The organism is Microbulbifer sp. GL-2 (assembly GCF_007183175.1).
Classification (GTDB): domain Bacteria; phylum Pseudomonadota; class Gammaproteobacteria; order Pseudomonadales; family Cellvibrionaceae; genus Microbulbifer.
Genome location: NZ_AP019807.1, coordinates 1,391,220 through 1,416,050, shown reverse-complemented (window position 1 = coordinate 1,416,050; position 24,831 = coordinate 1,391,220). Strand labels below are relative to the sequence as shown.

The following is a 24,831-nucleotide window of genomic DNA, read 5'->3' as shown; positions in this document are numbered from 1 at the left end:
AAATTTTCTCAAACAAAAACTCCTGTTGAAATAATATGGTTCATCTCTGAAAGTATATTCAATAAAATTTATATAATATATTTCATCATCTAGCACTAAAGATGGAGGTATAAAATTTCATTCATAGCTTTTCTGCCGGATTAACATATCTATACTTTTGGATATTAAATGAGCATGTGATTTCAAAGAAGTATATGCATTGCTCGCGAAATTTATTCGACCTTTATGTTCTTGAGTTTAATTAACTATTATTGTGTGCTTTTTGTGCTGCACGTTCTTAATGATGAAATTGTTACTTTTGAGATGGAAACTTATACATAGCCGTATTTCTAAAGATTCTTTACGTGTCTAGGAAGCACTGTTATTTGATGGTAACCTCGATTGGTTTGTTGTTTTAGTTGCGATAATAATGAAATTAAAAAGACTAAAAGGTTAAAAAATGATTTCCAAAAAAATTTTATTAGCGGCTTCTTTGTTAATTAGCTCATCGATAGCACTGCCTGCTTTTTCTGCAGATCTTGTATGTAATCTTAATGTAAAAAATGGGGGCAGCGTATTTGGTAATGGTACGAACCGGTGTGGTGGCCTGGATTTCAGTTTTGGGAATTCAACTTCGGGAAGTTGGGAAATAACCAATATTACAAAATCTATTGATCGGATTAATTGGATAAAAGGTTGTAGTTCAGGATTATACTGCTCTGTAACGGTAAGGGCTTATTCTGCTAATCAGGCTGAAGCCTATATACATTATGTTGATGGAAGCATTGAGTACTTGGAGGGCTCAATGTTTTACGAAACAGGTCATTAAACTCGCCAAATGGCGCCGATTTTTCTGTCGGCGCCTCAATTTAAATACAAACCCTAACATTTGAAATTTTAACTGGATAATCTCTGTCTCAGTTTTCTGACCTTAAATATATGGCGGATGCCAGCATCATCGGCTTTTATTAAAGCCATGGAATACAAGGACTACTACAAGATTCTCGGTCTGGAGCGGAATGCTGATCAGGCGGAGGTAAAGCGCGCCTATCGTAAATTGGCGCGTAAATACCACCCCGACGTTAGTAGTGAAGAGGGCGCGGAAGAGAGTTTTAAGGAGGTCAATGAGGCCTATGAGGTGCTCAAGGACCCCGAAAAGCGCGCGGCCTATGACCAATTGGGGGCCAGCTATCAGTCTGGACAGGACTTCCATCCGCCGCCTAATTGGGATCAGGGTTTCGAGTTTCATGGCGGCGGCTATACCAACGCGGACCCAGAGGCTTTCAGTGATTTTTTTGAAAGTCTTTTTGGCCGGGGCGGGTTTAGCCAGGGGTTTGGGACTAGGCAGCGGCGCCAGTATAGTGCTCAAGGTGAAAATTCCTACGCTCGCATCACTATAGACCTGGAAGATAGTTATCGCGGCGGTACCCGCCAGATTACTCTCAAACATTCGGTATTGGGGGCGGACGGGCGCCCACACCTGCAAGAGCGTACCCTCAATGTAAAAATTCCCAAGGGAATTACCGAAGGCCAGCAAATTCGCCTGGCGGGGCAGGGGGAGCCGGGTATAGGTGAGGGCAAGCCCGGCGATCTCTATTTGGAAATCACTTTCAACCCCCACACGTTGTACCGTACTGAAACGAAAACAGTCTACTTGGAATTGCCCCTGGCGCCCTGGGAGATGGCATTAGGTGCCAAGGTTCAGGTACCCACACCTGATGGCCCGGTAATGTTGACGATTCCAGCCAACAGTGAAAATGGCAAGAGGCTACGTCTCAAGGGGCGGGGTATTCCCGCCAAGCAGCCGGGAGATATGTATGTTGTATTGCAGACAGTAACGCCACCAGCTAACACCGATACCCAGCGCGATGCCTACCGGCAATTCAGCGAGGAGTTTGAATTCAACCCGCGCAAGTCGATGGGGGGCTGAAAATGAAAATTAAACAACACGAACGGGTCACCGGTATTCTCCTGGATGAAGAGAGCGAACTGAGCCTCAGCGAATTATGTCGCGCCTGCGGGGTCCCGGCGGAGCGGATTATTGCTCTGGTTGAAGAGGGAGTTATTGAGCCCCGCCATCGGCAACCACAATGGCGGTTTAGTGGTATTTGTGTGCGCCGGGTTCGCCGGGCCTATACCCTGGAGAGGGATCTTGGCATCAATCTGGCCGGTGCAGCCTTGGCCATTGAGCTGCTCGAAGAGATTGAGCGACTGCAGGCGCACCTGGCTCGAGTGGAGCAGCGGCGCAAACGATAGCCATATTTATCGGCCGGCTTGTAAATGCGGGCCAATGACCTCGATTTTCTCAACCCAGATAACACCGTTGTAATTTTCGGGTAGGTAATTTAAATCTTCTGGTTGGTAGATGGCGGTAAGGCCATTCTTGTCGCCACGATAATCCAGCACTATGACAAAACTGCCGCTGCGGGATATCCGGTCGATAAAGCGGTTTGGCCAGCCCCAGAATGCCCAATGCCAGGTATTGGGAGCCATAACAATACTGTTGCGACAGGCCTGGGGGGTATAGCCGCTCCATCCAACCAGCAGATACCCCAATGCACATCTTTTGGCGCTTTCTCTGCTGAATGCCAGTGCATCGGGTCGCAGTTCCCGTAACCTGTCGATAGGTCGGTCACCACCGTAAACCATCAGGCGGGAATCGATAGGTAACTGATGCTGACGCAGGTAGGAATCCAGTTTTTCTGCTTCAGTGGGGTCATTGCTTTTAATGTTGATTAAAAATTGTTTGCCAGGAAAGCGCTTCAGGACTTCTTGCAAGCTGGGTAACAGGCCGATGCCCTGGCCGCGGAACGGGAAAGTGATGCCACCGTCAAAGGTGTAGCCGTAGCCAATATCTAACTTTTTCAAGTCTGCCAAAGAGTGCTCGCGGGTGACGCCTGCGCCCTCTGTGCGACAGTCCAGGGTCCAATCGTGGAATACTGCGAACTCACCATCGGTAGTGGGGTGGATGTCGATCTCGACGATATCCGCCCCATGGGCAAAAGCCGCTTCCATTGAGATGATGGTATTTTCCAGATAGGTGTGTTGCGGACGGTAGATACGTGTTGCAGTACATTCTTCCGGCGACAGATTGTCTCTGTTGTATGTCTGGTACACGCCCCGGTGAGAAATCAAAGTGGGCTTTCCCTCGGGTTTCGGGGCCAGCCAGGAAGCGTTGAACAGGTAGATTACCCCAACGCCAAACAGTAGCGCCAGGGTACTGATTTTTAAAATTGAATTCCGCTTCATATAAGGTGTTTCGCCACTGATGAGTTGTAACATGCGGCCAATAATAGCTGGCTTTGCCCTGTGAAAATGGGCTAGGGGATGGCGAATCAGGGCGAATTCTGGCGAGAGGCTGGGGTGGCCAGGAGCGACCCCAAATTAAATCAAAGCGCAGCCTTGGTAATTGTTACAATCAGGTAGCCTGTATAGACAAGGTAGGCTGTCAATAGCGCAGCGCCCTCCCAGCGGTTGATACGCCCCTGGCCGCGGAAGCCGTAGGCAAAAATGAACAGGGCGATTGTCAGGCCGATGACCATGGGCCAGTCCCTGGACAGGACTTCTGGCGGTACGCTCGGCATGGGGGCGATTGTGCCGGCTATGCCCACTACCGCGAGCAGGTTAAACATATTGGAGCCGACCACATTACCGATAGCGATATCGTGCTCACCCTTGCGGGCGGCGACAATGGTGGCAGCCAGCTCCGGTAGCGAGGTACCCAGGGCGACGATGGTAAGGCCAATAATCAGGTCGCTGACGCCCAGTGATTCGGCAATCGTCACAGCGCCCCAAACCAGTAAACGTGAGCTGATAACCAACAGTATCAAGCCGGTCACTACCCAGAAGATCGCCCCGCGCAGAGGCATCGAGTGCTCCTCCAGCTCACCAGCCATTTCTCCTTCCAACTGATCGCCCTTGCCCCGCAGGGCAGAGAAAATGCTCCAGCCTATAAGGGCGAAGAAGCCCAGCAGCAGGATGATGCCCTCCCAGCGTTCCAGCTTGTCATTCCACAGGAAAGCGCCGCTCAACAGGGTGATTGCCAACAACAGTGGCAGTTCCTTGCGCACAATCTTTGAGTGCACCGTGAGGGGGATAAGGAGCGCACTAAGACCGAGGATCAGGCCGGTGTTGGCAATATTGGAACCGTAGGCATTACCCAAGGCCAGGCCGGGGCTGCCGTCCAGTGCGGCGATAGCGGACACTACCATCTCCGGAGCGGATGTGCCGAAGCCAACAATCACCATGCCGATCAGCAGAGTGGGCATACCGGCGTGTTTGGCGGTGGCTGCGGCGCCCTCAACGAAGCGGTCAGCACTCCAGACCAGCACAATAAAGCCAGCGATAATGGCGAGAGCGGCAAGAAGCATAGGCGATCCTCAATAGATACATTCGGATTGGGGCATTGCCCGACAAACGGGAGGCGATTGTACCGGCTCTCCGCGATACAAACAGGGTATTGCAGCGGTGAACGGCGCGATAAGTGAAAATAAACGAAAGTGTCCCGCCAGTCAGACGGTTCTGCTGCCAGTGTGAACTACAGTCAATGCATGGCCCGGTAAATCTGCGGGATGACCTATGGGCAGCGCACTTTGGCGCAGCACCTCGTTCAGCTGGTGGAAATGTCGGGTAAATCTACGCGGGTCGCACACAGCAATGCGCGGCAGATTCCGCGATTTCCATGTTACCGGCCACTGCCGGGTATCTAGGAGGCCTATATGCAACTCAAAGCTTCAATTGGAATACTGGCCGCGGCGCTGGTGCTGACCCTGTCCGCCTGTGAGGGTCGAAAAAAGGAAGAGTCGATGGACAAAAAAGGGATGGCAACGATGGAAACCGGCTGTTGCCAGCACGCAGAGAGTGCCTGCGCCGGTGATGTCACAAAGTCCCAATGCGAGCAGATGAGCGGCAAGTTTCACAAAGATCATATGTGCCGTACTGATAACGGTAAATGTGCCCGTAAAGAGCGCTAATCATATCGGGTGTGGCCGGAAATCTGCGTCACACCCGATTTTCCCCGGCCTTCTTAGCCTTTTCGCCCTACCCCTTTTGCACTCGACTGACAACTGTGTCGCGCTCTTTGCATTGCCTCAGTAGCGCAGATATTTGTGACTGAAAATAGCCTTCTGGTAACTGTGGGTTGACTAATGGCGAGCCCTCTTGACATTAGTTACATCTGCAACTAACTTCGTCTGCGCTTTAAATCCACAATCCGCAGCCCCGGCTAACGGCCTGCGATGATAAAAAACGGAGGACTGCATGGCCGACTTATTTGAAAACCCGATGGGTCTAAACGGCTTCGAATTCGTAGAATTTACCGCGCCAGAAAAAGGCATTCTCGAGACCGTTTTTACGGCTATGGGCTTTGAGAGAGTCGCCCGTCACCGCTCCAAAGAGGTAGAGTTGTGGCGCCAGGGTGATATTAACTTTATCACCAACTACGAGCCCAACAGCCACGCCTATTACTATGCCCAGGAGCACGGCCCCTCCGCCTGTGGCCTGGCCTTCCGTGTGAAGGATGCCAAGTTCGCTTATGAAGAGGCCCTGCGTAAAGGAGCTCAGCCGGTAGATGTTCAGACCGGCCCAATGGAGCTGCACCTGCCGGCGATTAAAGGTATTGGTGGCGCCACCCTGTATATGATCGACCGCTATAAAGATGGCGAGTCCATTTACGATATCGACTTTATCTGGGAGGAGGGGGTAGAGCGCCGTCCTGAAGGCTGTGGTTTCCATACCCTGGATCACCTTACCCACAACGTATACCGCGGTCGTATGGATTACTGGGCCAAATACTACGAAGATCTGTTCAACTTCCGCGAGATACGCTATTTCGATATCAAGGGCGAGTACACAGGGCTGCTGTCAAAGGCCATGACTGCACCGGATGGCAAGATCCGCATTCCGCTGAACGAAGAAGCGGCTGGTGGCGGCGGTCAGATCGAAGAGTTCCTGATGAAATATAATGGCGAGGGCATCCAGCATATCGCCTTTGCTTGTGATGACCTGATTTCCTGTTGGGATCGTCTGAAAGAGCGTGGTATGGAGTTTATGACCCCGCCACCGGAGACCTACTACGAAATGCTGGAAGAGCGTCTGCCGGGCCACGGTGAGCCAACCGAGGAATTCCAGAGCCGCGGAATCCTGCTTGATGGCACCACTGAGGGCGGTCAACCGCGCCTGCTGCTGCAGATTTTCTCTGCAAATATGCTCGGCCCGGTTTTCTTTGAGTTTATCCAGCGCAAGGAAGATGAAGGATTTGGTGAGGGTAACTTCAAGGCCCTGTTCGAATCGATTGAGCGCGACCAGCTTAAGCGTGGCGTAATTAAAGAAAAGGAATAAAAAACCGGAGGCTTCAATGGGCATTAAGCGCATTCACCACGTGGCGTATCGCTGCAGGGACGCCAAGGAGACCGTAGAATTCTATCGCGATCTTCTCGGCATGGACTTTCAGTTGGCCATTGCCGAAAACGAGGTACCCTCAACCGGTGAGCCGGATCCTTACATGCATGTATTTATGGATGCAGGTATGGGGAATGTGCTTGCCTTCTTCGAAATCCCCAACTCGCCGGAGATGGGGCGCGATGAAAATACGCCCAAGTGGGTGCAGCATATCGCTTTCGAAGTGGAGTCTATGGAGGAAATGCTCGCGACCAAAGAGCGACTGGAAGCGGCTGGGGTCGATGTACTGGGCCCCACTAATCACACTATTTTCCAGTCGATCTATTTCTTCGACCCCAATGGCCACCGCATTGAGTTGGCCGCCAACACCGCTAAGCCCGGTATGCACAAGGAGCTGAAGCGGGTGGCAGAAGATATGCTGGATGAGTGGTCGCGTACGAAAAAAGCCCCAAGGCATGCTGCCTGGATGCACGGGGAAGAAGAATTTGTGGAAAAAACTGAAGGGGAGGCACAGTGAAGTTAGCCAGCCTTAAATCCGGCCGCGATGGCCAACTGGTTGTTGTCAGCGATGATCTAACCCGCATGGTAGCAGCCGGCGATATCGCGCCCACCATGCAGAGTGCACTGGACAACTGGGCAGTAGTGAGCGGCGAGCTGGAGAAACTGCACGAACGCCTGCAAAACCGCGAAATCCAGGGCGAAGCCTTCGACCAGACCCAGTGTGCATCGCCTCTGCCGCGCGCATATCATTGGGCCGATGGCAGCGCTTACGTGAATCATGTAGAGCTGGTACGTAAAGCCCGAGGTGCCGAGGTGCCGGAGAGCTTCTACAGTGACCCGCTGATGTATCAGGGCGGCTCCGATACCTTCCTGGCTCCGCGCGAACCTGTGAAGATGCCGCAGAGCAATGGTTTTGGCATCGACTTCGAAGCGGAAATTGCCGTGATTACCGACGATGTGCCTATGGGGGTGTCCGCCGAGGATGCGCTGTCCCACATCAAACTGGTAATGCTGGTAAACGACGTTTCCCTGCGTGGTTTGATTCCTGCGGAGTTGGCTAAGGGTTTTGGCTTTTACCAGTCCAAACCATCCAGCGCCTTCTCGCCGGTATGCGTGACTCCCGAGCAACTGGGTGAAAAGTGGCGCGAGGGTAAATTGCACCTGCCGCTTGTTTCCCATTTGAATGGAGAGAAGTTTGGTGAGCCCAATGCCGGTGTGGATATGACTTTCCATTTCGGCCAACTGGTTGCCCACGCGGCCAGAACCCGCCCACTTTGTGCGGGCACCATTATTGGTTCTGGTACCGTATCCAATAAACTGGATGGGGGAGCCGGCAAGCCCGTTGCAGAGGGTGGTGTTGGTTACAGCTGCATCGCCGAGATCCGCATGATTGAGACTATCCAGAACGGCTCACCGAGCACACCGTTTATGGATTTTGGTAATACCATCGCTATTGAAATGCTTGATCCCCAAGGCCAGTCAATTTTCGGTCGTATTGAGCAGACTGTAGAGCAGGCTTAATCCCGTAAATTGTAAAAAGTCCGACTGAATTGAACCCATAGCAATTATGTGACTATGGGGTTTAATTTGGTCGGGCTTTTTTAATTACGGGCGAGCAGTTTGTTGACGCTCAAAAATATAAAGTTTCTCACGCTTATTTATAGAGTCCGTTTATCGACTTATTATTTTCGATAAGCTGTTTTTTTGAGCAATTAAAAACTGATTGGTTTTGTATGTTTCTTTAACGCCTATGGTAGTTTTTATAGCTGAAACTCATGACTAGAATGCCCCATATTGGTCAAGTCAAATAAGATTTAAATATCAATAATGTGAATTATTTTTGAAAATAAGGTTAAAAATCATTTGTTGGTCGATTTTAGTTGGTCAAATACCTTCCAGTCTTCCTGAGTTTGCCAGTATCGATGCCGCATTTAAAAATAGTGCCAGAGTCGATTAAAAAAGCATTCTATTTGCCTGTCTACCATGAAATTTTTCTGCTTCAATGCCGCCCATAAACCAATCAGTGGCGTCCAAAAAATTCTGTGATAGTTGTTTAAAAGGATTTTCGAAACGCCTTTCTTGCCTTGAAAAAGTGAGGGAATAGAAGTGCCAGTGTGGGTTGATAAAACAATTCTAAACCTGACCGGAACGCGTGTGGGGCCGGTTCAGCAGTCTGTGCTCAATAGTAACGGAGTTATCGTCAAGCGGTTCAGCCAGTGCTTTGACCCAGTAAAAGCGCAGATCACCATTCACGAGGATACTGCCGGAGGTGTTTGTGAATCCCTGTCGGCATTTTGGATGAAATACCACTCCGAGGACGGCACTTTGTGGAGTTGGTTATGCCCCAATGACAACCTGAGTGAACAGCACCTCTTTCATGTGATGACATTACAGCAGGCGGGTGTACAGGGTAATCAGGATATGATTACTGAAGCCTGGTTGGGAGAGCAAAATTTGTATCCAGTCAGTCAGAATGTATCCGGCGGTGCCTTCCCTGATGGCCGCGGAGGAAGGATGATTCACGCAGTTCACAATCCACGCAGGGTGAATGGCCAGAGCGGTATGTTCTCGCCCAGTGCTTTGGCTCGAGAGATTATTCGCGACCTGACCGGCGGAGCCGGTTGTTATAAAAAGATAGGCCTGAGCGGTACTTTTGCCGGCCATACCATGTCCGCATGGGTAGCCCAGGATATCTCCTTCTTCGATCCAAATTTTGGTGAATTCTGGTTCGAGTCCCGTGCCGCATTCTTTAATTGGTTTACCCAGTCATTCTGGTATAAATCCATGTATGCCGCGGGACTGAGCGGTGGATACTCCATCCGCTCCTATGCTCGCAGAGGCTAGCCTGCCCTAAGATTCCGGGGGCACCTATCCATGGGGCTCCCGGATTATCCTGAATGTTTCCCTTCCCAGCGGCGCTGTTCTTTTTCTCTATTACGCAATCGTAAATCATGGCCGGGCCCACGGTCACAGAAAACGGCTTTGTGCCCAGCCACTCGTGTTAAGGTGGCTCGATAAATTAAGCAATAATTCGAGTATATCGACGGAGAGCACTGTGAAACCCGGTAAGGCCCTGGCTAAACACTTTAAACACGCATCTGGTTTTGTTTTGGTCACTTTGATTTTAGCCCCAGCATCCTGGGCTGCGACGACAACAGAACAGCTGAAGGGGGTGATTGAAGATCACTGGCAATACAGCCTGCGTGAGGACCCGATTACAGCTGGTCGTATGGGGGTGTCGGATTACAATAGCAAGTTGCCGGGAGTGACGGCTAAAGATAGAGCGCGTCGCCTGAAGACTGAGGAGGAGCTGCTTCAGCGTCTTGATGCTCTGGATCTCAGCGAACTGGACGATTCAGACCGGGTCAACCGGGAATTACTCGCTTGGGTTCTGGAGAGCTCTATCGAAGCCAATGAGCTGTTCCTGGAGCGTGTGCCTCTTAATACCTTCTATAGTTTTTACAGCTCGGCACTGGATGCCAATAGTGGCCTGGCTATGACCCGTGCTGGCGATTATGAGGACTATATCGCCCGTATCCGGGACTTCGGCCGATACTTTGATGAGAATATTGCCAATATGCGCGATGGCATTCGCACTGGCTTTGTGCTGCCGAAAATAGTGGTGCAGGGCATAGCACCCACGGTGCGCGCCCAAGTGTATAAAGACCCAACCAAGAGCAGTTTGTACAAACCCTTTGCCGAGATGCCTGCATCGATCCCCGTCGCGGAACAGCAGCGCCTGCGTGATAATGGTAAAGAGGCAATTGCACAGGTTGCCATTCCAGCCTTTGCCCGCGTGGCGGACTTCCTTGAAGGCGATTACCTCAAAGCCGCCAGTGAAACCATTGGTGCCGAGGAGATGCGTGGTGGTAGTGACTACTATCGCCACAACATCCGCAACTATGTGACCTTGGATATGGATCCGGCAGAGATCCACCGTACCGGTCTCGCCGAAGTGAAGCGTATCCGGGCGGAGATGGATGAGCTTATAAAGGAGTCTGGCTTTAAAGGCACTTTTGAAGAGTTTACCCATTTCCTGCGCACAGACCCGCAGTTCTATGCCAAGACACCTGAAGAGTTACTTAAAGAGACAGCCTATATCTCCAAGCGCATTGATTATCTGTTGCCTGAATTCTTTAACCTGCTGCCACGTACTCCTTACGGTGTAGTTCCAGTACCCAGCGAAATTGCTCCCAATTATACTACCGCTTCCTATAATCCTGCCGCCATCGGCGGTACCCGTGGCGGTGCTTATTGGCTGAATACTTATGGCTTGGATCAGCGCCCCCTTTATGAATTACCTGCTTTGACTCTGCACGAGTCAGTGCCTGGTCATCACCTGCAAAATGCTCTGTCCCAAGAGCTGGAAAATGTACCGGACTTCCGCCGAAACCTTTACTTGAGCGCTTTTGGTGAGGGTTGGGCGCTTTATTCTGAGCGTCTCGGTAAGGAGATGGGTCTGTACACTACGCCTTACGAGCATTTTGGTCGTCTCAGCTATGAAATGTGGCGCGCCGCACGCCTGGTGATTGATACCGGCATTCATTCCCAAGGGTGGACTCGCCAACAGGCTCTCGACTTTCTCTCCAGCAATACTTCGCTATCTCCTGCGAATGTGCGTGCCGAAGTGGATCGCTATATCTCCTGGCCGGGCCAAGCCCTCTCTTACAAAATGGGAGAAATTAAGATTCGCCAGCTGCGTGCGCGGGCGGAAAAGGAGCTGGATGATAAGTTTGATTTACGTGCCTTTCACGATGCACTGTTAAAGAATGGAGCCTTACCGCTTTCAATGTTGGAAGAGCAGATGCAAGGCTTTATTGCGGAACAGAAATCTTCATAAAGTATCGTTTTGCAATCTCGTTCTCAATTGTTAGAGCGGGATTGCACATGAGAAAGCAGACACGCTTCTGGCCATTTTTCTGTACAATCTAATAGACTGCTTGTTTTCAGATAAAGTCTATCCATCCCATGGAGTGGACGTACTTTATTAGCATCGTGCTACATATAAGAACGACTACTCCTCTCAGGTAGGTAGGATTAATTTTAAATAGACAGTGCGACCCTATCCACGCACCTATGACTTGTCCAACCATCATTAGGATGCCTACGACCCACACAACTTGTCCTGCAAGCAAAAATACAATTAAAGAAGCTATATTGGTAGAGAAGTTAAGAGGCTTTGCCATCGCAGTGGATGTCAATAAATCCTGTCCTCTGCAAGCAATGCCTGACAAGGTAAAAAATGATCCAGTACCAGGCCCGAACATACCGTCATAGTATCCAATAAATGGAATTACCCCATATTTATATTTTCTGCTCGATAATTTTGGCTCATCATTATTCTGAATCATAGACGGGGAAATCAGAAAATAAACAGCAATAAGCAGCAGCACTATAGGAATAATAAAAGACAAGAAAGCAGTATCGACAAATTGTACGGCTATTGTTCCAATGGCTGCGCCAATAAAGGCGGATAGCATTAAGTTCTTAATTCCATCCCAGCTTATTTTGTTACTCCTAATCATCATATAAGAGGATGTAGCCGTACCGATACTGCCTTGTAATTTGTTGGTACCTAAGGCAGACAGTGGTGGTACCCCACTAAGGATTAAGGCCGGTACTGTTATCAGGCCGCCACCGCCCGCCAATGTATCGAGTAGGCCGGCAATTACGGCAACCAAAAATAAAATAGATAACAATTCCAGAGAACAGCCTGTGAACTCCAAGTGATTACCTCCTTTCGCTTGTTGCCAAGACTTAACTTTCAATAGACTTCTTTGTTTTTCTTCCACCATGTCAGGAAATTTTTCCCGATGGAATACTGGGGGAGGGAGTGAGCATCTTCTTCAATCCCTTGTTCCTTTTCCATTTCAGTGACCTTTTTGTTCGCCGTACTAAACCAAACCTTGGGGTCTTTTATTCCCTGCTGTAGAGCATCGCCATAGAGCGCAGAACTGAACCAGGTGCGCTGGGAGTCATCGCTGCAACCAAAGGAGGTTCTATCATCGGCGGCGGAAGTAAATACGATACGATTTGGGGTACTTAAGGGCTCAATCCACTGGCCGGAATAACAGGCAGAAATCACTATCCATTGATACTGTGCATTAAGGTTATCCAGCCACTTTTTTCCGTCTGCTACAGAGAGATCAATTAGTGGCATTTTGCCTTCGGCAATTGTTAAATCGCCGTTGCGGGCACCGTGGCTGACAAGGTGTACCAGCAACAGGTCTTCCTGTGGGTCCAGCAACTGATCCAGGGCATCGAGACTTTCCTGGATACTGGTTCGAGTGGCGAGAGGGAAACTGTAGCTACCGCCATTACTCAGACGCAACATGCGTCCGTCAATATCAAAGGCTTCACCAAGGCGCTCTGCCACCCAATCCAATTCCCTGGCAAAAACCGGAGAGGTGCCATCACCGCCTACCAGCAGTGTGTATACATCACGTACACCGGGCCTCTGCGGTACCAGTGCATCAATAGCGCTTTGTAAGCGATCACTCTCGCTATAAAGGCGGGTTTCCGCCTGAGCCGCAGGAATTTCTTGTTGTGCGCGCCAGGCCGCCTCACTTGGAAAGTAGACCCCCTCGGCAAAGTAACCGGGCTCCTCAACAGTATTGCCTTCGGCATCAGTACGCACACGCTGGCCTTTTCCATCCGCTTCACCGTAGCGGAAGTTGGCTCGGATAATCGTGCCGTCAGGTTGGGTTAATTCCCCTTTGCCTGAATAAAAATTGTACTTGAAGTTTCCATTGTAACTATAGCCTTCGTTATCCGTGTAGCTTCCGTGCTGTAACATCCCCTGTTCAAAAGTGCCCTTATATTGACTGCCATCTTCGATGGTCAGCTCTCCTTCTCCGTGGGGATCAAAACCCAGGAACTCACCACTGTAAATTTCACCGTTAGCCCACTTCACTGAGCCTTTCTGCAGTTCCCCTTCCCTGAACTGGCCGGACCACTGATTTTCGCCGCAGGCATAGCGACCTTTTCCATGGAGTTCTCCATTCAGGAATCCGCCTTCATAGATACAGCCTTCTGTGTCGGTGAGCACGCCCAGACCACTCATACGTCCACTGCGAAACTCTCCATGGTATTGATTGCCATCGGGCCATTGCAGTTGCCCCTGGCCGTGGAACAGGCCATTTTGAAGGTCGCCTTTGTACACGGAGCCATCTGGCAGGGCGGTGCCGCCTGCAAACTGTGTCGGCTCACAGGCACTGAGAATTAGAAAAAGCGGAGTTATGCAAGCGTATCTCATTCCATGATCCATCATTGAGGTTCTGGGTTGAGATTAACAAAATGGCTTCAACAGGGCCCTAGGCTTTATTAATCTGCTCGAATTTTAGTCCGTATTTTTCCAGTAGTTGGCGTACCCTGTGGGAGTCATTGCTAGATTTTTTTGTAGCGCGACTCACCTGGAAAAGCTTGCGTCCGGCTTCGGCCATGGAGCTGGACTCTTCACACACTTGGATCAACCCTGCCAATTTGACCTGTTCGTAGTAATCCATCTGCTCGGTGCTACCGGGGCCAAGCAGAGTATCAATACGTGCGAATGGGAGTGATGAATTGTCTTGAGGGGCTTGCCACTTGAGCCGCAATCGCTGGATTTCCTCCTCCACCACTTGCGTAGTGATGCGCCCGCCGTCAGCGAGGGTACCCATACGTAAGATACTGGCGTTGAGATCGCGGAAGTTGGCAGACCAGCTGGCTTGGGCTGAACCTCCAAAGTTGAGGTATTTTTCACGTGAGGCTTTATTAAAGCTGACAAGGTGGCCGGACCTTCTCGAGAAAGCTTCCAATTCAAAATCGATATTGGGTTCCAGGTCTTCAATACGCTCACGCAGGGAGGGCAGGCGGTAAGTCCACAGGTCAATACGGGCCAGTAGGTCTGCACGAAATTTACCATCGCGGCTGAGCTGAATAAGGTCTCGATTAGTGCCAGCGATCAGTTGAAAGTGACTGCTCACTTCTTTGTCAGAGCCAAAAGGCATAAAGTGTTTGTGCTCTATGGCTCGCAACAGCATTGCTTGCTCGTCCAGTCCCAGCTCGCCGATCTCGTCAAGAAAAAGCAGGCCCTTATCAGCTTCCATTAACAGCCCTGGGCGATGTGTGGTGGCGCCGGTAAAGGCTCCCTTGCGGTGGCCGAACAGGGCGGACATGGCATTTTCGCCGCGCAGGGTGGCGCAGTTCACTGCCACCAAACCTCCCTCCAGTTTTCCACGCTGCTTGCGCAACTCATAGACACGCTGGGCCAGTTGCGATTTGCCAGCTCCTGTTGGCCCTGTAATCAGAATGGGCGCATCGGAGCGGATAGAGACCTGCTCCAACTGCTCGATCATCTGATTGAAGGCCAGATTGTTGGTCTCGATACCGCCTTTCAGGTAGGTGGTGCCCTCCTGGTGTTCCCGTTGGAAGCGCGAAGCAATCTGATCGTATTTGGACAGGTCGAGATCGATAATCTGGTACTGACCCGGCAGGTTGCTGTTCTTATGCGAGGGGGAGGTCTGCAGCAAGCGTCCGGGGAAATAGCCGGCTTCGGTAAGCAGGTAAAGGCAGATTTGCGCCACGTGGGTCCCGGTAGTGATATGTATCAGGTACTGCTCTTCATCGGGCTTGAATGTATAGGCTCGGGCGAAATCCAACAGGTGGCTGTAAACGTTCTCGAAGTCCCAAGGATCGCCGAAGTTAACCCGATGGTGGACCACTTCCGATTCTGGAGAAACTTGCGCTATGTCCTCGGTAACTTGGTCGGCCAGGCCCTTTGAGTGGTTGTCGAACAGGAGTTCCAGCCGATCGATAAGTAGGTCATCGTGCTGACACATGGAAATATTGGGCCGCCACTTGTCCCAGCGTTTGTCGGTCCTGCCACGCCGGTCTTTAGTGGTACCGAGAATACTGATAGCTACTGTTTTCATGTTATCTAAAATATTAAATTACTATCTAAAAAGATAGATTTATAAATATTTTGTAACTTGTCAAAGCTGCCTGGAAGCTTTGAATAAAAATAAATTTCTATTAAAAACAATAATTTAATGTGCAATCAGGAATTTTTACAAAGTTGGCACTCTATTCGCTATATCAATGGCAAACGAAGCGTATGAAATGAAAACGCGGTTTCACAAGATTTCAAAAGGAGCGAGAGATGAATCCATTGCCCTATGAAGTGATGCAGGAAGGCGGCGTCCCCATCAAGTCTTGGACCCTGGGTGTGCCATTTGAGGAGGAGGCAAGGGCTCAGCTCAGAAATGTTTCGCAGATGCCATTTATCCATAAATGGGTGGCGGCAATGCCCGATGTACATCTTGGTAAAGGCGCCACTATTGGCAGTGTGGTACCTACCCTGGGTGCGGTAATCCCCGCTGCAGTGGGTGTGGATATCGGCTGCGGCATGATGGCGGTGCGTACCAGCCTTACAGCAGCACAGTTGCCGGATAACCTGGCAGGGGTTCGCAATGCCATTGAACGCGCAGTACCCCACGGCCGTACCGGCGGTTTCCGTGGCAGGAAAGGGCGGGATAAGGGCGCTTGGGCCAATGTACCAGATGATGTACTGGGCGGTTGGACACCTCTGGCAGCTCAGTTTGAGCTACTCAAAGAAAGACATCCGATATTAAAAAATACCAACAATATCAATCATTTAGGAACCCTCGGCACCGGTAACCACTTTATTGAGATGTGCCTGGACGAGCATGGTAGCGTATGGCTGATGTTACACAGCGGTTCCCGTGGTGTGGGGAATCGTATTGGTACCTACTTTATCGAGAAGGCCAAGCGGGATATGGAGCGCTGGCATATCCACCTGCCAGACAGTGACTTAGCGTATTTTCCTGAGGGCACGGAACACTTTGATGATTATGTGCAGGCGGTGGAATGGGCGCAGGAGTTTGCCCGCATTAATCGTGAGGTAATGATGGCGCGCACTATTAACGCGGTACAGCAGGTACTGGGAATGGATTTTGATGCGCGCATGGAGGCGGTCAACTGCCATCACAATTACGTCTCCCGTGAGCATCACTACGGCAAGGATGTACTGGTGACGCGCAAGGGGGCTGTAAGAGCGCGTGTTGATGAAATGGGCATTATTCCCGGGAGTATGGGGGCCAAATCTTTTATTGTTCGGGGGCTGGGTAATGAGGAAAGCTTCTGCAGTTGTAGCCATGGTGCCGGGCGGGTGATGTCTCGAACCAAGGCAAAGAAACTGGTCTCCCTGGAGGAACACCGCGCGGCTACCGCCGATGTTGAATGCCGTAAAGACGAAGGTGTGATCGACGAAACCCCATCGGCCTACAAATCTATTGAAAAGGTTATGGCAGCACAAAAAGACCTGGTGGAAATCGTTTACACCCTCAAGCAGGTAGTCTGTGTCAAAGGATAGTCAGCGTGGGCCAGAGATAGTGGCTGTGTTGTCCTTGATGGGCGGAGGGGAAGTTCTGCATAACTGCTGTGTACAAACATTAGACCAACCTGTGGTTGGGTGGGCCCCGCCCAAAAGGAATAAAAAGACAAGAGATCGGAGAAATGAAATCTCTCTTTAAAATATGGAAGATTGTGGATGTGGCTGATCACGAGCGTGCATTGCTGTTTCGCCGCAGTCGATTTGAAAGGGTATTGCCCCCTGGACGTCACCGTATCTGGCTGCTTTCCGGTGATGTGCGGGTGGAGACCTATGATATTACCGAAGTAGTTTTTGATGCGATTAAAGCAAAATTCTTGCTGAATATTTATGGAAAAATATTAGGTGAATATTTGCAGTCCTATGAGTTGTCTGATCAGCAAGTAGGCCTTTTTTATCAGGACGGTCATCTGGTGGATATTCTTCCTCCTGGTACTTATCGTGCTGTGTGGAGGGGTAGTGAAACCGTGCGTGTGGGTATTGTGGATATTTCAAAGGAATACTCCATTGATGACCATGTATTGGGTCTGCTTAGTCGCGGAGTTAAGGTTGGGCAAATGCGTATTGCCGCCCAGGCGGTTAGCTACAATGAAATTCCCGGTGAGCACGTAGGTCTTTTGGTTGTAAACGGCAAATTGGAAAAAACCCTGCATCCGGGTCGTTATGGGTTCTGGAAATACAATCGATCTATCGTGGTGAAATTGATGGACATGCGCCTGCAAACTGTTGAGGTGAGTGGCCAGGAAATTCTTACCAAGGATCGGGTCAGCTTGCGTATTAATCTGAGCGGAATTTTTAAAATTACCGAACCACAAAAGGTGGCGCTAAAACTCAGTGACTACAAGAGCTTTATTTATCGGGAATTACAGTTACATCTTCGTGAGGCAGTAGGCACACAGACTCTGGATAGTCTGTTGGCCGATAAAGATCGCCTGAATATTGTTATTTCTGCGGGTATTCGTAAAAAATTAGTCGAATACGGCATTGAAATTGCCAGCGTTGGAGTGAAAGATATTATTTTACCTGGCGATATGAAGATGATTCTTAATCAAGTAGTGGAAGCGCAAAAGGAATCCGAGGAAAATTTGATCAAACGTCGTGAAGAAACTCAGGCTATAGACTCCCTGCATAACGCAGTCAAGATGATGGATAATAACCCTGAGTTGTTGCGGCTGAAAGAAATGGAATCTCTGGAAAAGGTCAGTACACGGACTGATAAAATTTCAGTGTATGGTGGCCTCGACGGCGTACTTAATGACCGGGTAAAACTGCGCTCTACTGCGTAATTCAAAAAAAATATTCAAATTTATTTTGTGGTATTTTAGGAATTCAGTGTGATTGAAATAGACGGCGCCCAGGGGGAGGGTGGTGGTCAGGTTATCCGGGACCTTACGGGTACAGATATTATCCTGTGCGAGCTGGGTGAAGAAGATTGGGGAGTGGCTGTGAATATCTGCTAATTTTATTTTTGGCCATCTTCCATGACTATTGTATTTTTTTATTTATTGAATGCCAGCTAAATAGGCGGAAAGTGATTCTGCTTTCTATTTTACGCTGGTTGTTCCTATTCAGTCCTTAACCTGGTTAACTTGCGGTTTTACCACCAGAGCTGGCCGATAAATGTAGTGGCCTCTCAGTCAGTTTATCTCTGTCTCTAAAGGTTGTTCCGTAGCCCTCCATCAATACAGCACTCCTCTTGCAGGAATTCCACCAGCCTGAATAGTTCTTCATACTGAGGTACACAATAGAGGGTGCGGCCCTCTCGTCGTTGAACTACCAACCCCACAGATACCAAACGGGTAATGTGGTGGGAGAGAGTGGAGCCGGGGACATCCAGCGCTGCCTGTATTTCTCCAACAGGCATGCCCTCTGGGCCACCCCTGACCAATAGGCGGAATATCTCCAGACGGGTTAAATGGCCTAACTCAGCGAAGCACTTGGCGGCTATCTCTGTCTGCATTGTTGCGTTCCTGGGGTTTAGATATTTCTATATTACTAGAAGTAACTTGTAGCCACAAAAAAGCTGTACTAATATATTTCCATGAAACTAGAAATATGGAATGAATGCAATGTCCCAAGAAGTTCTTGTAATGTTTGAAGAGGCGCTGGGCATGTTTGTATTGCTGGGCATCGAGCTGACAGCGTTATTTTTGGTAATTAGTTTTATTATTGGCGTAATTCAGGAATACCTGCCGTCAGGAAAAATCCAGGCTATTCTCAGCTCAAAGAATGGCCGTGGCTATTTTTCTGCGGCGATACTCGGTGGTCTGACACCATTCTGTAGTTGCTCAACCATTCCTATGCTGAGCGGCCTGTTGAAAGCCCGAGCCGGTTTTGGACCAACAGTCACCTTCTTGTTCACTTCGCCACTTTTGAATCCCATCATTATTGGCCTATTCCTTGTGACCTTCGGCCTTAATGTCACTCTGGTTTATGCCGCAACGGCACTGGTGGTTTCAGTGACTGCTGGGTATGTATTGGAGCGGCTCAACTTTGCTCGCTTCATTCGCCCGGAGGTATTGGAGGGGAACACTGGAAGCAGCTGCTCTGGTGCGAGTAAACCCAAAAAATCAGAGACTGGCGGCTGTGGTGTCATTGAATCTGCAACTACTTGTACAGAAGAGAAAGCTTGCAATGAACCCCTTCCCCAAGTCGCCGCTTGCGATGGTACCGTTGCGTTCAGTGCCGTGCAGGACAATCGCTGGGTGCGGATCTGGCGGGAAACCTGGAGCCAGTTTAAGAAAGTACTGCCCTATCTGTTGATTGGGATCGCAATCGGAGCTTTCACCTACGGCTTTATACCTGCAGATTTTATTGCAAAGTATGCTGGAACCGATAACCCTCTCGCCATCCCTTTCGCGGCAGTAATTGGGGTCCCGCTATATATCCGTGCTGAGGCCGTAATCCCCTTATCTGCGGCGCTGCTCGCAAAGGGCATGAGTATGGGGGCAGTAATGGCATTGATTATTGGCAGTGCCGGTGCCAGCCTAACTGAGGTGATCCTACTGAAGTCGATGTTCCGCAAACCAATGGTAGCGGCTTTCCTGCTAGTGATCTTCGGTATGGCAATTTTTGCAGGTCTGCTGTTCCACCTGTTTTTCTCATAAACCCCTGAACCACATGTAGGAGCAATGATGGACTTTGATAAAAATAATTTCAGTGCTGAAAATCACTTTGTGCGTAACAGCCCATCGGTACTAAAAAACATTTTTGGCACAGAGAAAGTAATCTCCTTCTGGGTAGCGGATATGGATTTTACCGTAGCCGATCCTATTAGAGCTGAATTGCAGAGGTTGGTAGATAGAGGGCAATTCGCCTACGAATTTTATCCCGAGGGGGTATTTCGAGCAATTAGCGGCTGGTATCAGCGGCGGCATAACCTATATCTGCAAACGGACAAATTTATACAGGTTACCAGCGTATTAACCGGGATTGCACTGTTAATCCGTGAGCTTACTAAAAAAGGTGATGCCGTTCTGATTCAACCGCCGGTCTATCACCAATTCAGCAAAGTGATCCAAAGTGCAGGCTGTAAAATTGTCAAAAGTCCATTACGTGTGAGTGATGCATACTACCGGATGGACTTTGCTGATCTGGAGAAGAAGCTTGAGGCTCCTGAGCTTAAGGTTATGGTCTTATGCAACCCGCACAATCCGGTTGGAAGGGTTTGGCAAAAGGAGGAACTGGAAAAGCTCCTGCAACTAGCTAATAAATATGATGTAACAATTATCAGCGATGAAATCCACGGGGATATTATTTATTCTGGATATCGATTTACCAGCTTGATGACTCTGGATTCTGATAAGCATGTAGCCTTGATCGGTTCTCCAGCCAAGACTTTTGGTATGCAGAGTATTTCCAACGGATACATCTATACCAAAAACAGCAAGCTATGGAAGATGGTAAATGATACGGCTGAATCCATGTACCTGAGTAATGGAAATGCCTTTACTACTTTTGCAACTATCGCCGCTTTTGAAAAAGGGGATGCCTGGCTGGATCAGTTGCTGGATTATCTTCAGGATAGTTTGAGGTGGATGAAACAGTTTCTGCTGGAGGAATTACCGGCAGTAAAAATGACTCCGGTACAAGGTACCTACCAGGTCTGGCTGGACTTTTCAAAAACAGGCTTTGAGGATAGTACGCTTATTGGGAAGTTGGCTGAGGCCGGTTTTGGTGCTGCACCTGGTACTTGGTTCGACAATGACGCAATCCAGTTTGCTCGGGTGAATTTTGCAGCACCTAGAGACGATATAAAGAAAGCATTCCTACGATTAAAAGAGGCTCTTACACAACCCAATACAAGCTTTGGTAGTAAATGTTGTGGCTGCTGTGATTAGGCCACTAGTCAAGCAGTCTCCTACCAGAAGGCTGTTTCTAAAGCTCATTTTTTTTGCTAGTAAGTATTTGGGCGGCCTCCATTGCCGCTCAAGAAATCCTTAAGGCTACCTGGTAGATAATGGTCCCAGCCACTTTTACACATATCCCAGCATTTCATCTCAGGAGATAGGCCAATATGGATAAAAGTAACCAGAGTTCCCTTATTCTCGTCAGAAAATTCGAAGCGCAGGGTGCTGCCCTTCCACTCCTCGGGATCATCCACGTTATCGGACACCATATTTGACTCGATGCATTCAAGTTCAATCAGTTTTTCTGGCTTCAAGGTTTTGGCGCGGAAAACCCAGTAAGACTCTCCCTTAAAACCGGTTTTGGCAGTGTCGCCCACCTTAAGAAAGGGTGCGCTTACCGGTGTCCACCAATGGGACATTTTTTCGGCTACCGCTTTGTAAGCATCTCCCCGGGAACTTGGGCTGAAAAAAGATGTGGTGTAGTTGGACATCACCGCTCTCCATAGGGTTGTCGAAATTGGCCAAGCAGAACATGCACTGAATACTATTTATCTTTTATCAATAGTCCAGAGACTTCGCCTTTGGGGTCCAGTTTTGTATGCAAGTTAATGAAAACTTTGTTATCCATTAAACCTTTCCGATAAGGCTCCTCGACAAGCCATTTCCCCATAATAAAACCGCTGTTACCCTCAGAGCATTTCTTTTCGAGTCCATGTTTATCCTTATCTGTTTTGGTAGCGGGCCAGTCGGGGACCATACCGGGTTGAGTTGGCATACCACAGATAGTTTGAATAATCGGGCCACTCGCTTTGCCAGGTTTGCAAATAGGTGGTTCCTTGCCACCGCCCGAACACTGGAGGTGGAAATGCGACATGGCGACTCCGTCCTGTGATAGATCGCTGTAACCAACCATAAAGCTCAGCATATGCGTCTGGTTGTTGTAGGCGCCGATTAAGAAACCATTGGCATCTTTGGGTGTTTGTGGATTGACTTTTTTACCGAGCATATTTTCATTAGCGGTAGTTAGCTCAGCTTTAAAGATCGTAAACCGCTTGTTATCTCCCGCATCAGACCAGGCTTTCTCGCTAGCACCATGTTTGGCAGTTGATGGATCTTTTTCCTTTTTATTGTGGCTATCGGCGGTTGTGAAAGTGGAATAGGCCAGTACAAGCATCGCCATTATTGAAAAAACGGCGATGGACAATGAATTCAGTTTCATTAACCTCTCCTCTTTATTAGATCAATATTGTCATTGCACGGTAGAAAATGGGATGCCAGCCCCTAAACAAGACTTATTCACCATGATGAATCGGTATAAATCCATGGAGTGGCTGGCGATAATTACTTTTAGCATATATGGGAGGTATTGGCCTTTTGGGGCCAATTTAGGAGACAGTATTTTTTACCCTAGGCATGTTTGGGACTGGGTGAACCCCGTAATGAGCAGACACCTAGCCTCATAGCGACCTACCGTCACAAGGGGGAATTAATCGGAAAATAAAGGGATATATCGCTGAAATTTATTAATAGAAGTATTCGCCAATTTTAAAAACTGGGTGCGGCGATTATTTATCCGTACCCAGTGGCTCTTCTATCTAGGGCAGGGTGCTATCACCCTGCGTCCTTCCAAACTAATTCCCGCTCCCGGGCATATAGAGGAATAAAGTTAAACCGAACTTCGGTACCACCCTCATCGCGTCGGCGGATATTCAGCTTTCCGTTCAGGTTGCTGGCGCGTTCCTGCATGATCGACATACCGAAATGATTGCGTTTTTCTGGGGCGCTGCTGATACCGATACCGTTATCGCGAATGCGCACGTTGAGGGATTGGTTATCGGCCTGGGTCAGGCTGATCTGCACCATGTCTCCCTGGGAGTGATAGACCGCATTTTGCGAGGCCTCGCGAACCAGCTGCAGCAGGTGAATTTCCTCATGCGGGGTGAGGGGAACCTCGTCCAGATGGTAGTCGAGCAGGACAGTGATCTGTGGATGCTGCTCGCGGTAAGCGAGAATAGATTGTTCCAGGATACTGCGCAGACCGCCGGGACCTATTTGCAGGCGGAATGTGGTGAGCAGTTCGCGTAGCTGGCGGTAAGAGGAATCCAGGCCTTCTTTTAACTCGGTGATAATTTCTTCCACCTTGGCCTTGTCTACCTGCTCACTGCGGTTGGCACGATTGAGCCGTGTCACCTGGATTTTCAGGTAGGAAAGGGATTGGGCCAGGGAGTCATGCAGTTCCCGCGCGATAATCGCGCGTTCATCCAGCAGGGCCACGCGGCGCTCCTGAGCCTCACGTTCATTGATGGCGATGGCAGCGGTGACGCTGTCGGCAAAGGTGGCCAGGCGCTGCTGCTGCTCATCGTCGAGATCGTTGCCCCGTGGCAGGGTGCACATAAGCACGCCGTAATTGCGCTTGTCCACCTCCAGCGGAAAACGGTATACGCGCAAATCGCCTTCATCGGAAGGGCCGCAGGTACTCACACACATACGGCACTCGCTACCACTGCAATGGCTGTTGCCGAAACCCTGGACCAGGTGTTCATAGGGGGCTTCGCCCTCAGGGGTCATCAGGCATAGGTCCAGGTTATTCAGGTCGGCAACATTGGCGAACTCCCCCAGCCACTGCCCCAGTTCTGCGCCAGCCAGGGGGCCCTCGCTGATGCGCCGCGCCAAACGGTACTGGAAATCCAGTGCTTCATGGCTCTTCTGCAGCTGTGCAGTCTTCAACTCTACGCGGTGGGCCAGGTCCCGGTGGGTCGCATGGATCTCATCGCTCATGTAGTTGATGGTGCGTGCCAGCACCCCCAGCTCATCCTCGCTGTCGATCTCCAGGCGATGCTGGTTAAAGTCCCCTTGTGCAATGCTCAAGGAGCGGTTGGTGAGCTGCTTCAGGGGCTGTTCTACGGAGCGGTGCAAGATATATAGGGACAGGTATACCAGTGCCACAATGGCAAACAGGGAGCCTACCTGAACCAGGCGCAGCAGGGTGATCTTCTCCTCGGCGATAGTCTGGTAATCGAATACCAGGGTATCCACATCGTCGATAAACGGCTCCAGGCGATCGGCAAGCTGTAGGGAATCCATTGCAGAGCGGCCCGCGGCAATGGATTCCAACAGTGGGCGGATCTCGCCTTCCCAGCTGTCGATAACTTTGCGGTAGTTACGTGCCGCGCGGAGATTGTCGCTGGCGCTGAAGTCAGAAATGCTCAATACACGCTCAAGGCGCCGCGCCACCCCATCCGCCAGTTCGGCGGTGGCCTCGATATCACCGGAAGGCGCCGTAGCCGCGAGCCTGTAGCTCATGGCACGCAGGGAGCCGGCCAGATTGACCGCGGCAGCATCATTTTCGGCGGCATCAGAGATGATGTAGGAAGCCATCATTGAACTCAGGGATACCAGCACGGTGAGCAGCATCAGGGTACCGATGCGGTAGACGATGGACTGTCGGATTCGGTTCAGCATATCTGGTTCACTTCGCTCTCGGGCGGCAATGGATGGCTCACTCATATTGTGCCGCGCGCTGGCAGCAAAAGTTGTGAGTACCACCAAAGAACGCCAGTTTTGCACAAATTTTGATCTATTGCTCGTTATTTGAGCGGAGCCCCAGCCACACCGGGGCTCGCGTACAACCTTATCCATCAGTTGGCGCCGTTTCCCTACCTATTCAGGGGTAGTTCGTCGCTTTTCTACCCCTTTTTGGTCAGGTGATCCCAG

The 24,831-nt window shown here is 49.9% G+C and carries 23 protein-coding genes; 14 read left to right on the top strand and 9 right to left on the bottom strand.

All coding sequences use genetic code 11. The features are described from left to right. Positions 1 to 439: 439 nt before the first annotated feature. The 3 genes from GL2_RS06150 (at position 440) to GL2_RS06140 (ending at position 2,235) form a co-directional block, all read left to right on the top strand. Positions 440 to 808, top strand: coding sequence for a hypothetical protein (locus GL2_RS06150; RefSeq protein ID WP_197736527.1), 369 nt, complete (start codon positions 440 to 442; stop codon positions 806 to 808). Positions 809 to 955: 147 nt separating this feature from the next. Then, complete coding sequence (locus tag GL2_RS06145; RefSeq protein WP_143729819.1) at positions 956 to 1,909, top strand: DnaJ C-terminal domain-containing protein; 954 nt, start codon at positions 956 to 958, stop codon at positions 1,907 to 1,909. A gap of 2 nt (positions 1,910 to 1,911) precedes the next feature. Next, positions 1,912 to 2,235, top strand: a complete 324-nt coding sequence (locus GL2_RS06140; protein WP_143729818.1) for a chaperone modulator CbpM — start codon at positions 1,912 to 1,914, stop codon at positions 2,233 to 2,235. Between the two features lie 6 nt (positions 2,236 to 2,241). Here the strand turns inward: GL2_RS06140 and GL2_RS06135 are convergent, their stop codons facing one another. After that, positions 2,242 to 3,228 (bottom strand): glycerophosphodiester phosphodiesterase family protein, encoded by a 987-nt coding sequence (locus GL2_RS06135; protein ID WP_143729816.1) that lies wholly within the window; start codon positions 3,226 to 3,228, stop codon positions 2,242 to 2,244. Between the two features lie 140 nt (positions 3,229 to 3,368). Further along, positions 3,369 to 4,349 carry a calcium/sodium antiporter gene (locus GL2_RS06130; protein WP_143729814.1) on the bottom strand — a complete coding sequence of 327 codons (981 nt, stop codon included), beginning with the start codon at positions 4,347 to 4,349 and terminating at the stop codon, positions 3,369 to 3,371. 348 nt (positions 4,350 to 4,697) lie between these two features. Here GL2_RS06130 and GL2_RS06125 point away from each other — a divergent pair, with 348 nt between their 5' ends. The 6 genes from GL2_RS06125 (at position 4,698) to GL2_RS06100 (ending at position 11,218) form a co-directional block, all read left to right on the top strand. Further along, positions 4,698 to 4,952, top strand: a complete 255-nt coding sequence (locus tag GL2_RS06125) for a hypothetical protein (protein WP_143729812.1) — start codon at positions 4,698 to 4,700, stop codon at positions 4,950 to 4,952. Positions 4,953 to 5,238: 286 nt separating this feature from the next. Next, on the top strand, positions 5,239 to 6,318 hold the full coding sequence (gene hppD, locus GL2_RS06120; RefSeq protein WP_143729810.1) for a 4-hydroxyphenylpyruvate dioxygenase: 1,080 nt from the start codon (positions 5,239 to 5,241) through the stop codon (positions 6,316 to 6,318). A gap of 16 nt (positions 6,319 to 6,334) precedes the next feature. Then, complete coding sequence (locus GL2_RS06115; RefSeq protein ID WP_143729809.1) at positions 6,335 to 6,895, top strand: VOC family protein; 561 nt, start codon at positions 6,335 to 6,337, stop codon at positions 6,893 to 6,895. Next, on the top strand, positions 6,892 to 7,899 hold the full coding sequence (locus tag GL2_RS06110; protein WP_143729807.1) for a fumarylacetoacetate hydrolase family protein: 1,008 nt from the start codon (positions 6,892 to 6,894) through the stop codon (positions 7,897 to 7,899). The genes GL2_RS06115 and GL2_RS06110 overlap by 4 nt, the downstream gene beginning before the upstream one ends. A 585-nt stretch (positions 7,900 to 8,484) precedes the next feature. Continuing rightward, positions 8,485 to 9,222, top strand: a complete 738-nt coding sequence (locus GL2_RS06105) for a YopT-type cysteine protease domain-containing protein (RefSeq protein ID WP_172621072.1) — start codon at positions 8,485 to 8,487, stop codon at positions 9,220 to 9,222. Between the two features lie 211 nt (positions 9,223 to 9,433). Further along, positions 9,434 to 11,218 (top strand): DUF885 family protein, encoded by a 1,785-nt coding sequence (locus tag GL2_RS06100; protein ID WP_143729803.1) that lies wholly within the window; start codon positions 9,434 to 9,436, stop codon positions 11,216 to 11,218. 106 nt (positions 11,219 to 11,324) lie between these two features. Here GL2_RS06100 and GL2_RS06095 read toward each other — a convergent pair whose 3' ends face one another. Genes GL2_RS06095 through rtcR form a run of 3 tightly spaced genes read right to left on the bottom strand, consistent with a single transcriptional unit; the run spans position 11,325 to position 15,290 of the window. Then, a complete protein-coding gene (locus tag GL2_RS06095; protein ID WP_143729801.1) occupies positions 11,325 to 12,173 on the bottom strand; it encodes a TSUP family transporter in 849 nt (282 codons plus the stop codon). Beyond that, positions 12,143 to 13,633, bottom strand: a complete 1,491-nt coding sequence (locus GL2_RS06090; protein WP_232053774.1) for a C13 family peptidase — start codon at positions 13,631 to 13,633, stop codon at positions 12,143 to 12,145. The genes GL2_RS06095 and GL2_RS06090 overlap by 31 nt, the downstream gene beginning before the upstream one ends. Positions 13,634 to 13,691: 58 nt before the next feature. Further along, positions 13,692 to 15,290 (bottom strand): RNA repair transcriptional activator RtcR, encoded by a 1,599-nt coding sequence (gene rtcR, locus GL2_RS06085; protein ID WP_143729797.1) that lies wholly within the window; start codon positions 15,288 to 15,290, stop codon positions 13,692 to 13,694. 227 nt (positions 15,291 to 15,517) lie between these two features. On the opposite strand from rtcR, the gene GL2_RS06080 reads away from it, so the two are divergent. The 3 genes from GL2_RS06080 (at position 15,518) to GL2_RS22110 (ending at position 18,228) form a co-directional block, all read left to right on the top strand. Beyond that, positions 15,518 to 16,750, top strand: a complete 1,233-nt coding sequence (locus GL2_RS06080; RefSeq protein WP_143729795.1) for an RtcB family protein — start codon at positions 15,518 to 15,520, stop codon at positions 16,748 to 16,750. A gap of 143 nt (positions 16,751 to 16,893) precedes the next feature. After that, positions 16,894 to 18,054 carry a slipin family protein gene (locus GL2_RS06075; protein ID WP_143729794.1) on the top strand — a complete coding sequence of 387 codons (1,161 nt, stop codon included), beginning with the start codon at positions 16,894 to 16,896 and terminating at the stop codon, positions 18,052 to 18,054. 48 nt (positions 18,055 to 18,102) lie between these two features. Continuing rightward, positions 18,103 to 18,228, top strand: coding sequence for a hypothetical protein (locus tag GL2_RS22110; protein ID WP_255505849.1), 126 nt, complete (start codon positions 18,103 to 18,105; stop codon positions 18,226 to 18,228). A gap of 194 nt (positions 18,229 to 18,422) precedes the next feature. Here GL2_RS22110 and GL2_RS06070 read toward each other — a convergent pair whose 3' ends face one another. Next, the gene (locus GL2_RS06070) at positions 18,423 to 18,728 is read right to left on the bottom strand and encodes a helix-turn-helix transcriptional regulator (protein WP_143729792.1); all 306 of its coding nucleotides are present in this window, start codon (positions 18,726 to 18,728) and stop codon (positions 18,423 to 18,425) included. Between the two features lie 109 nt (positions 18,729 to 18,837). On the opposite strand from GL2_RS06070, the gene GL2_RS06065 reads away from it, so the two are divergent. Together GL2_RS06065 and GL2_RS06060 are read left to right on the top strand one after the other, a co-directional pair. After that, the gene (locus tag GL2_RS06065; RefSeq protein WP_143729790.1) at positions 18,838 to 19,875 is read left to right on the top strand and encodes a permease; all 1,038 of its coding nucleotides are present in this window, start codon (positions 18,838 to 18,840) and stop codon (positions 19,873 to 19,875) included. Positions 19,876 to 19,902: 27 nt separating this feature from the next. Further along, on the top strand, positions 19,903 to 21,108 hold the full coding sequence (locus GL2_RS06060) for a MalY/PatB family protein (RefSeq protein ID WP_143732804.1): 1,206 nt from the start codon (positions 19,903 to 19,905) through the stop codon (positions 21,106 to 21,108). 56 nt (positions 21,109 to 21,164) lie between these two features. On the opposite strand, the gene GL2_RS06055 is transcribed toward GL2_RS06060, so the two are convergent. The 3 genes from GL2_RS06055 to GL2_RS06045 all read right to left on the bottom strand — a co-directional run bounded on the left by GL2_RS06055 (position 21,165) and on the right by GL2_RS06045 (position 24,756). Continuing rightward, positions 21,165 to 21,608 carry an SRPBCC domain-containing protein gene (locus GL2_RS06055; protein WP_143729788.1) on the bottom strand — a complete coding sequence of 148 codons (444 nt, stop codon included), beginning with the start codon at positions 21,606 to 21,608 and terminating at the stop codon, positions 21,165 to 21,167. A 53-nt stretch (positions 21,609 to 21,661) separates the two neighbouring features. Beyond that, a complete protein-coding gene (locus GL2_RS06050) occupies positions 21,662 to 22,336 on the bottom strand; it encodes a CHRD domain-containing protein (RefSeq protein WP_143729786.1) in 675 nt (224 codons plus the stop codon). Between the two features lie 392 nt (positions 22,337 to 22,728). Then, on the bottom strand, positions 22,729 to 24,756 hold the full coding sequence (locus GL2_RS06045) for a histidine kinase (RefSeq protein WP_143729784.1): 2,028 nt from the start codon (positions 24,754 to 24,756) through the stop codon (positions 22,729 to 22,731). Positions 24,757 to 24,831 lie beyond the last annotated feature (75 nt).

Excerpts from the sequence above, each read along its gene's own strand:
- GL2_RS06150 (WP_197736527.1), top strand. The coding sequence starts at position 440 with ATGATTTCCAAAAAAATTTTATTAGCGGCTTCTTTGTTAATTAGCTCA.
- GL2_RS06145 (WP_143729819.1), top strand. The coding sequence starts at position 956 with ATGGAATACAAGGACTACTACAAGATTCTCGGTCTGGAGCGGAATGCT.
- GL2_RS06140 (WP_143729818.1), top strand. The coding sequence starts at position 1,912 with ATGAAAATTAAACAACACGAACGGGTCACCGGTATTCTCCTGGATGAA.
- GL2_RS06135 (WP_143729816.1), bottom strand. The coding sequence starts at position 3,228 with ATGAAGCGGAATTCAATTTTAAAAATCAGTACCCTGGCGCTACTGTTT.
- GL2_RS06130 (WP_143729814.1), bottom strand. The coding sequence starts at position 4,349 with ATGCTTCTTGCCGCTCTCGCCATTATCGCTGGCTTTATTGTGCTGGTC.
- GL2_RS06125 (WP_143729812.1), top strand. The coding sequence starts at position 4,698 with ATGCAACTCAAAGCTTCAATTGGAATACTGGCCGCGGCGCTGGTGCTG.
- hppD (WP_143729810.1), top strand. The coding sequence starts at position 5,239 with ATGGCCGACTTATTTGAAAACCCGATGGGTCTAAACGGCTTCGAATTC.
- GL2_RS06115 (WP_143729809.1), top strand. The coding sequence starts at position 6,335 with ATGGGCATTAAGCGCATTCACCACGTGGCGTATCGCTGCAGGGACGCC.
- GL2_RS06095 (WP_143729801.1), bottom strand. The coding sequence starts at position 12,173 with ATGGTGGAAGAAAAACAAAGAAGTCTATTGAAAGTTAAGTCTTGGCAA.
- GL2_RS06090 (WP_232053774.1), bottom strand. The coding sequence starts at position 13,633 with ATGAGATACGCTTGCATAACTCCGCTTTTTCTAATTCTCAGTGCCTGT.
- rtcR (WP_143729797.1), bottom strand. The coding sequence starts at position 15,290 with ATGAAAACAGTAGCTATCAGTATTCTCGGTACCACTAAAGACCGGCGT.
- GL2_RS06080 (WP_143729795.1), top strand. The coding sequence starts at position 15,518 with ATGAATCCATTGCCCTATGAAGTGATGCAGGAAGGCGGCGTCCCCATC.
- GL2_RS06075 (WP_143729794.1), top strand. The coding sequence starts at position 16,894 with ATGAAATCTCTCTTTAAAATATGGAAGATTGTGGATGTGGCTGATCAC.
- GL2_RS06070 (WP_143729792.1), bottom strand. The coding sequence starts at position 18,728 with ATGCAGACAGAGATAGCCGCCAAGTGCTTCGCTGAGTTAGGCCATTTA.
- GL2_RS06065 (WP_143729790.1), top strand. The coding sequence starts at position 18,838 with ATGTCCCAAGAAGTTCTTGTAATGTTTGAAGAGGCGCTGGGCATGTTT.
- GL2_RS06060 (WP_143732804.1), top strand. The coding sequence starts at position 19,903 with ATGGACTTTGATAAAAATAATTTCAGTGCTGAAAATCACTTTGTGCGT.
- GL2_RS06055 (WP_143729788.1), bottom strand. The coding sequence starts at position 21,608 with ATGTCCAACTACACCACATCTTTTTTCAGCCCAAGTTCCCGGGGAGAT.
- GL2_RS06050 (WP_143729786.1), bottom strand. The coding sequence starts at position 22,336 with ATGAAACTGAATTCATTGTCCATCGCCGTTTTTTCAATAATGGCGATG.
- GL2_RS06045 (WP_143729784.1), bottom strand. The coding sequence starts at position 24,756 with ATGGATAAGGTTGTACGCGAGCCCCGGTGTGGCTGGGGCTCCGCTCAA.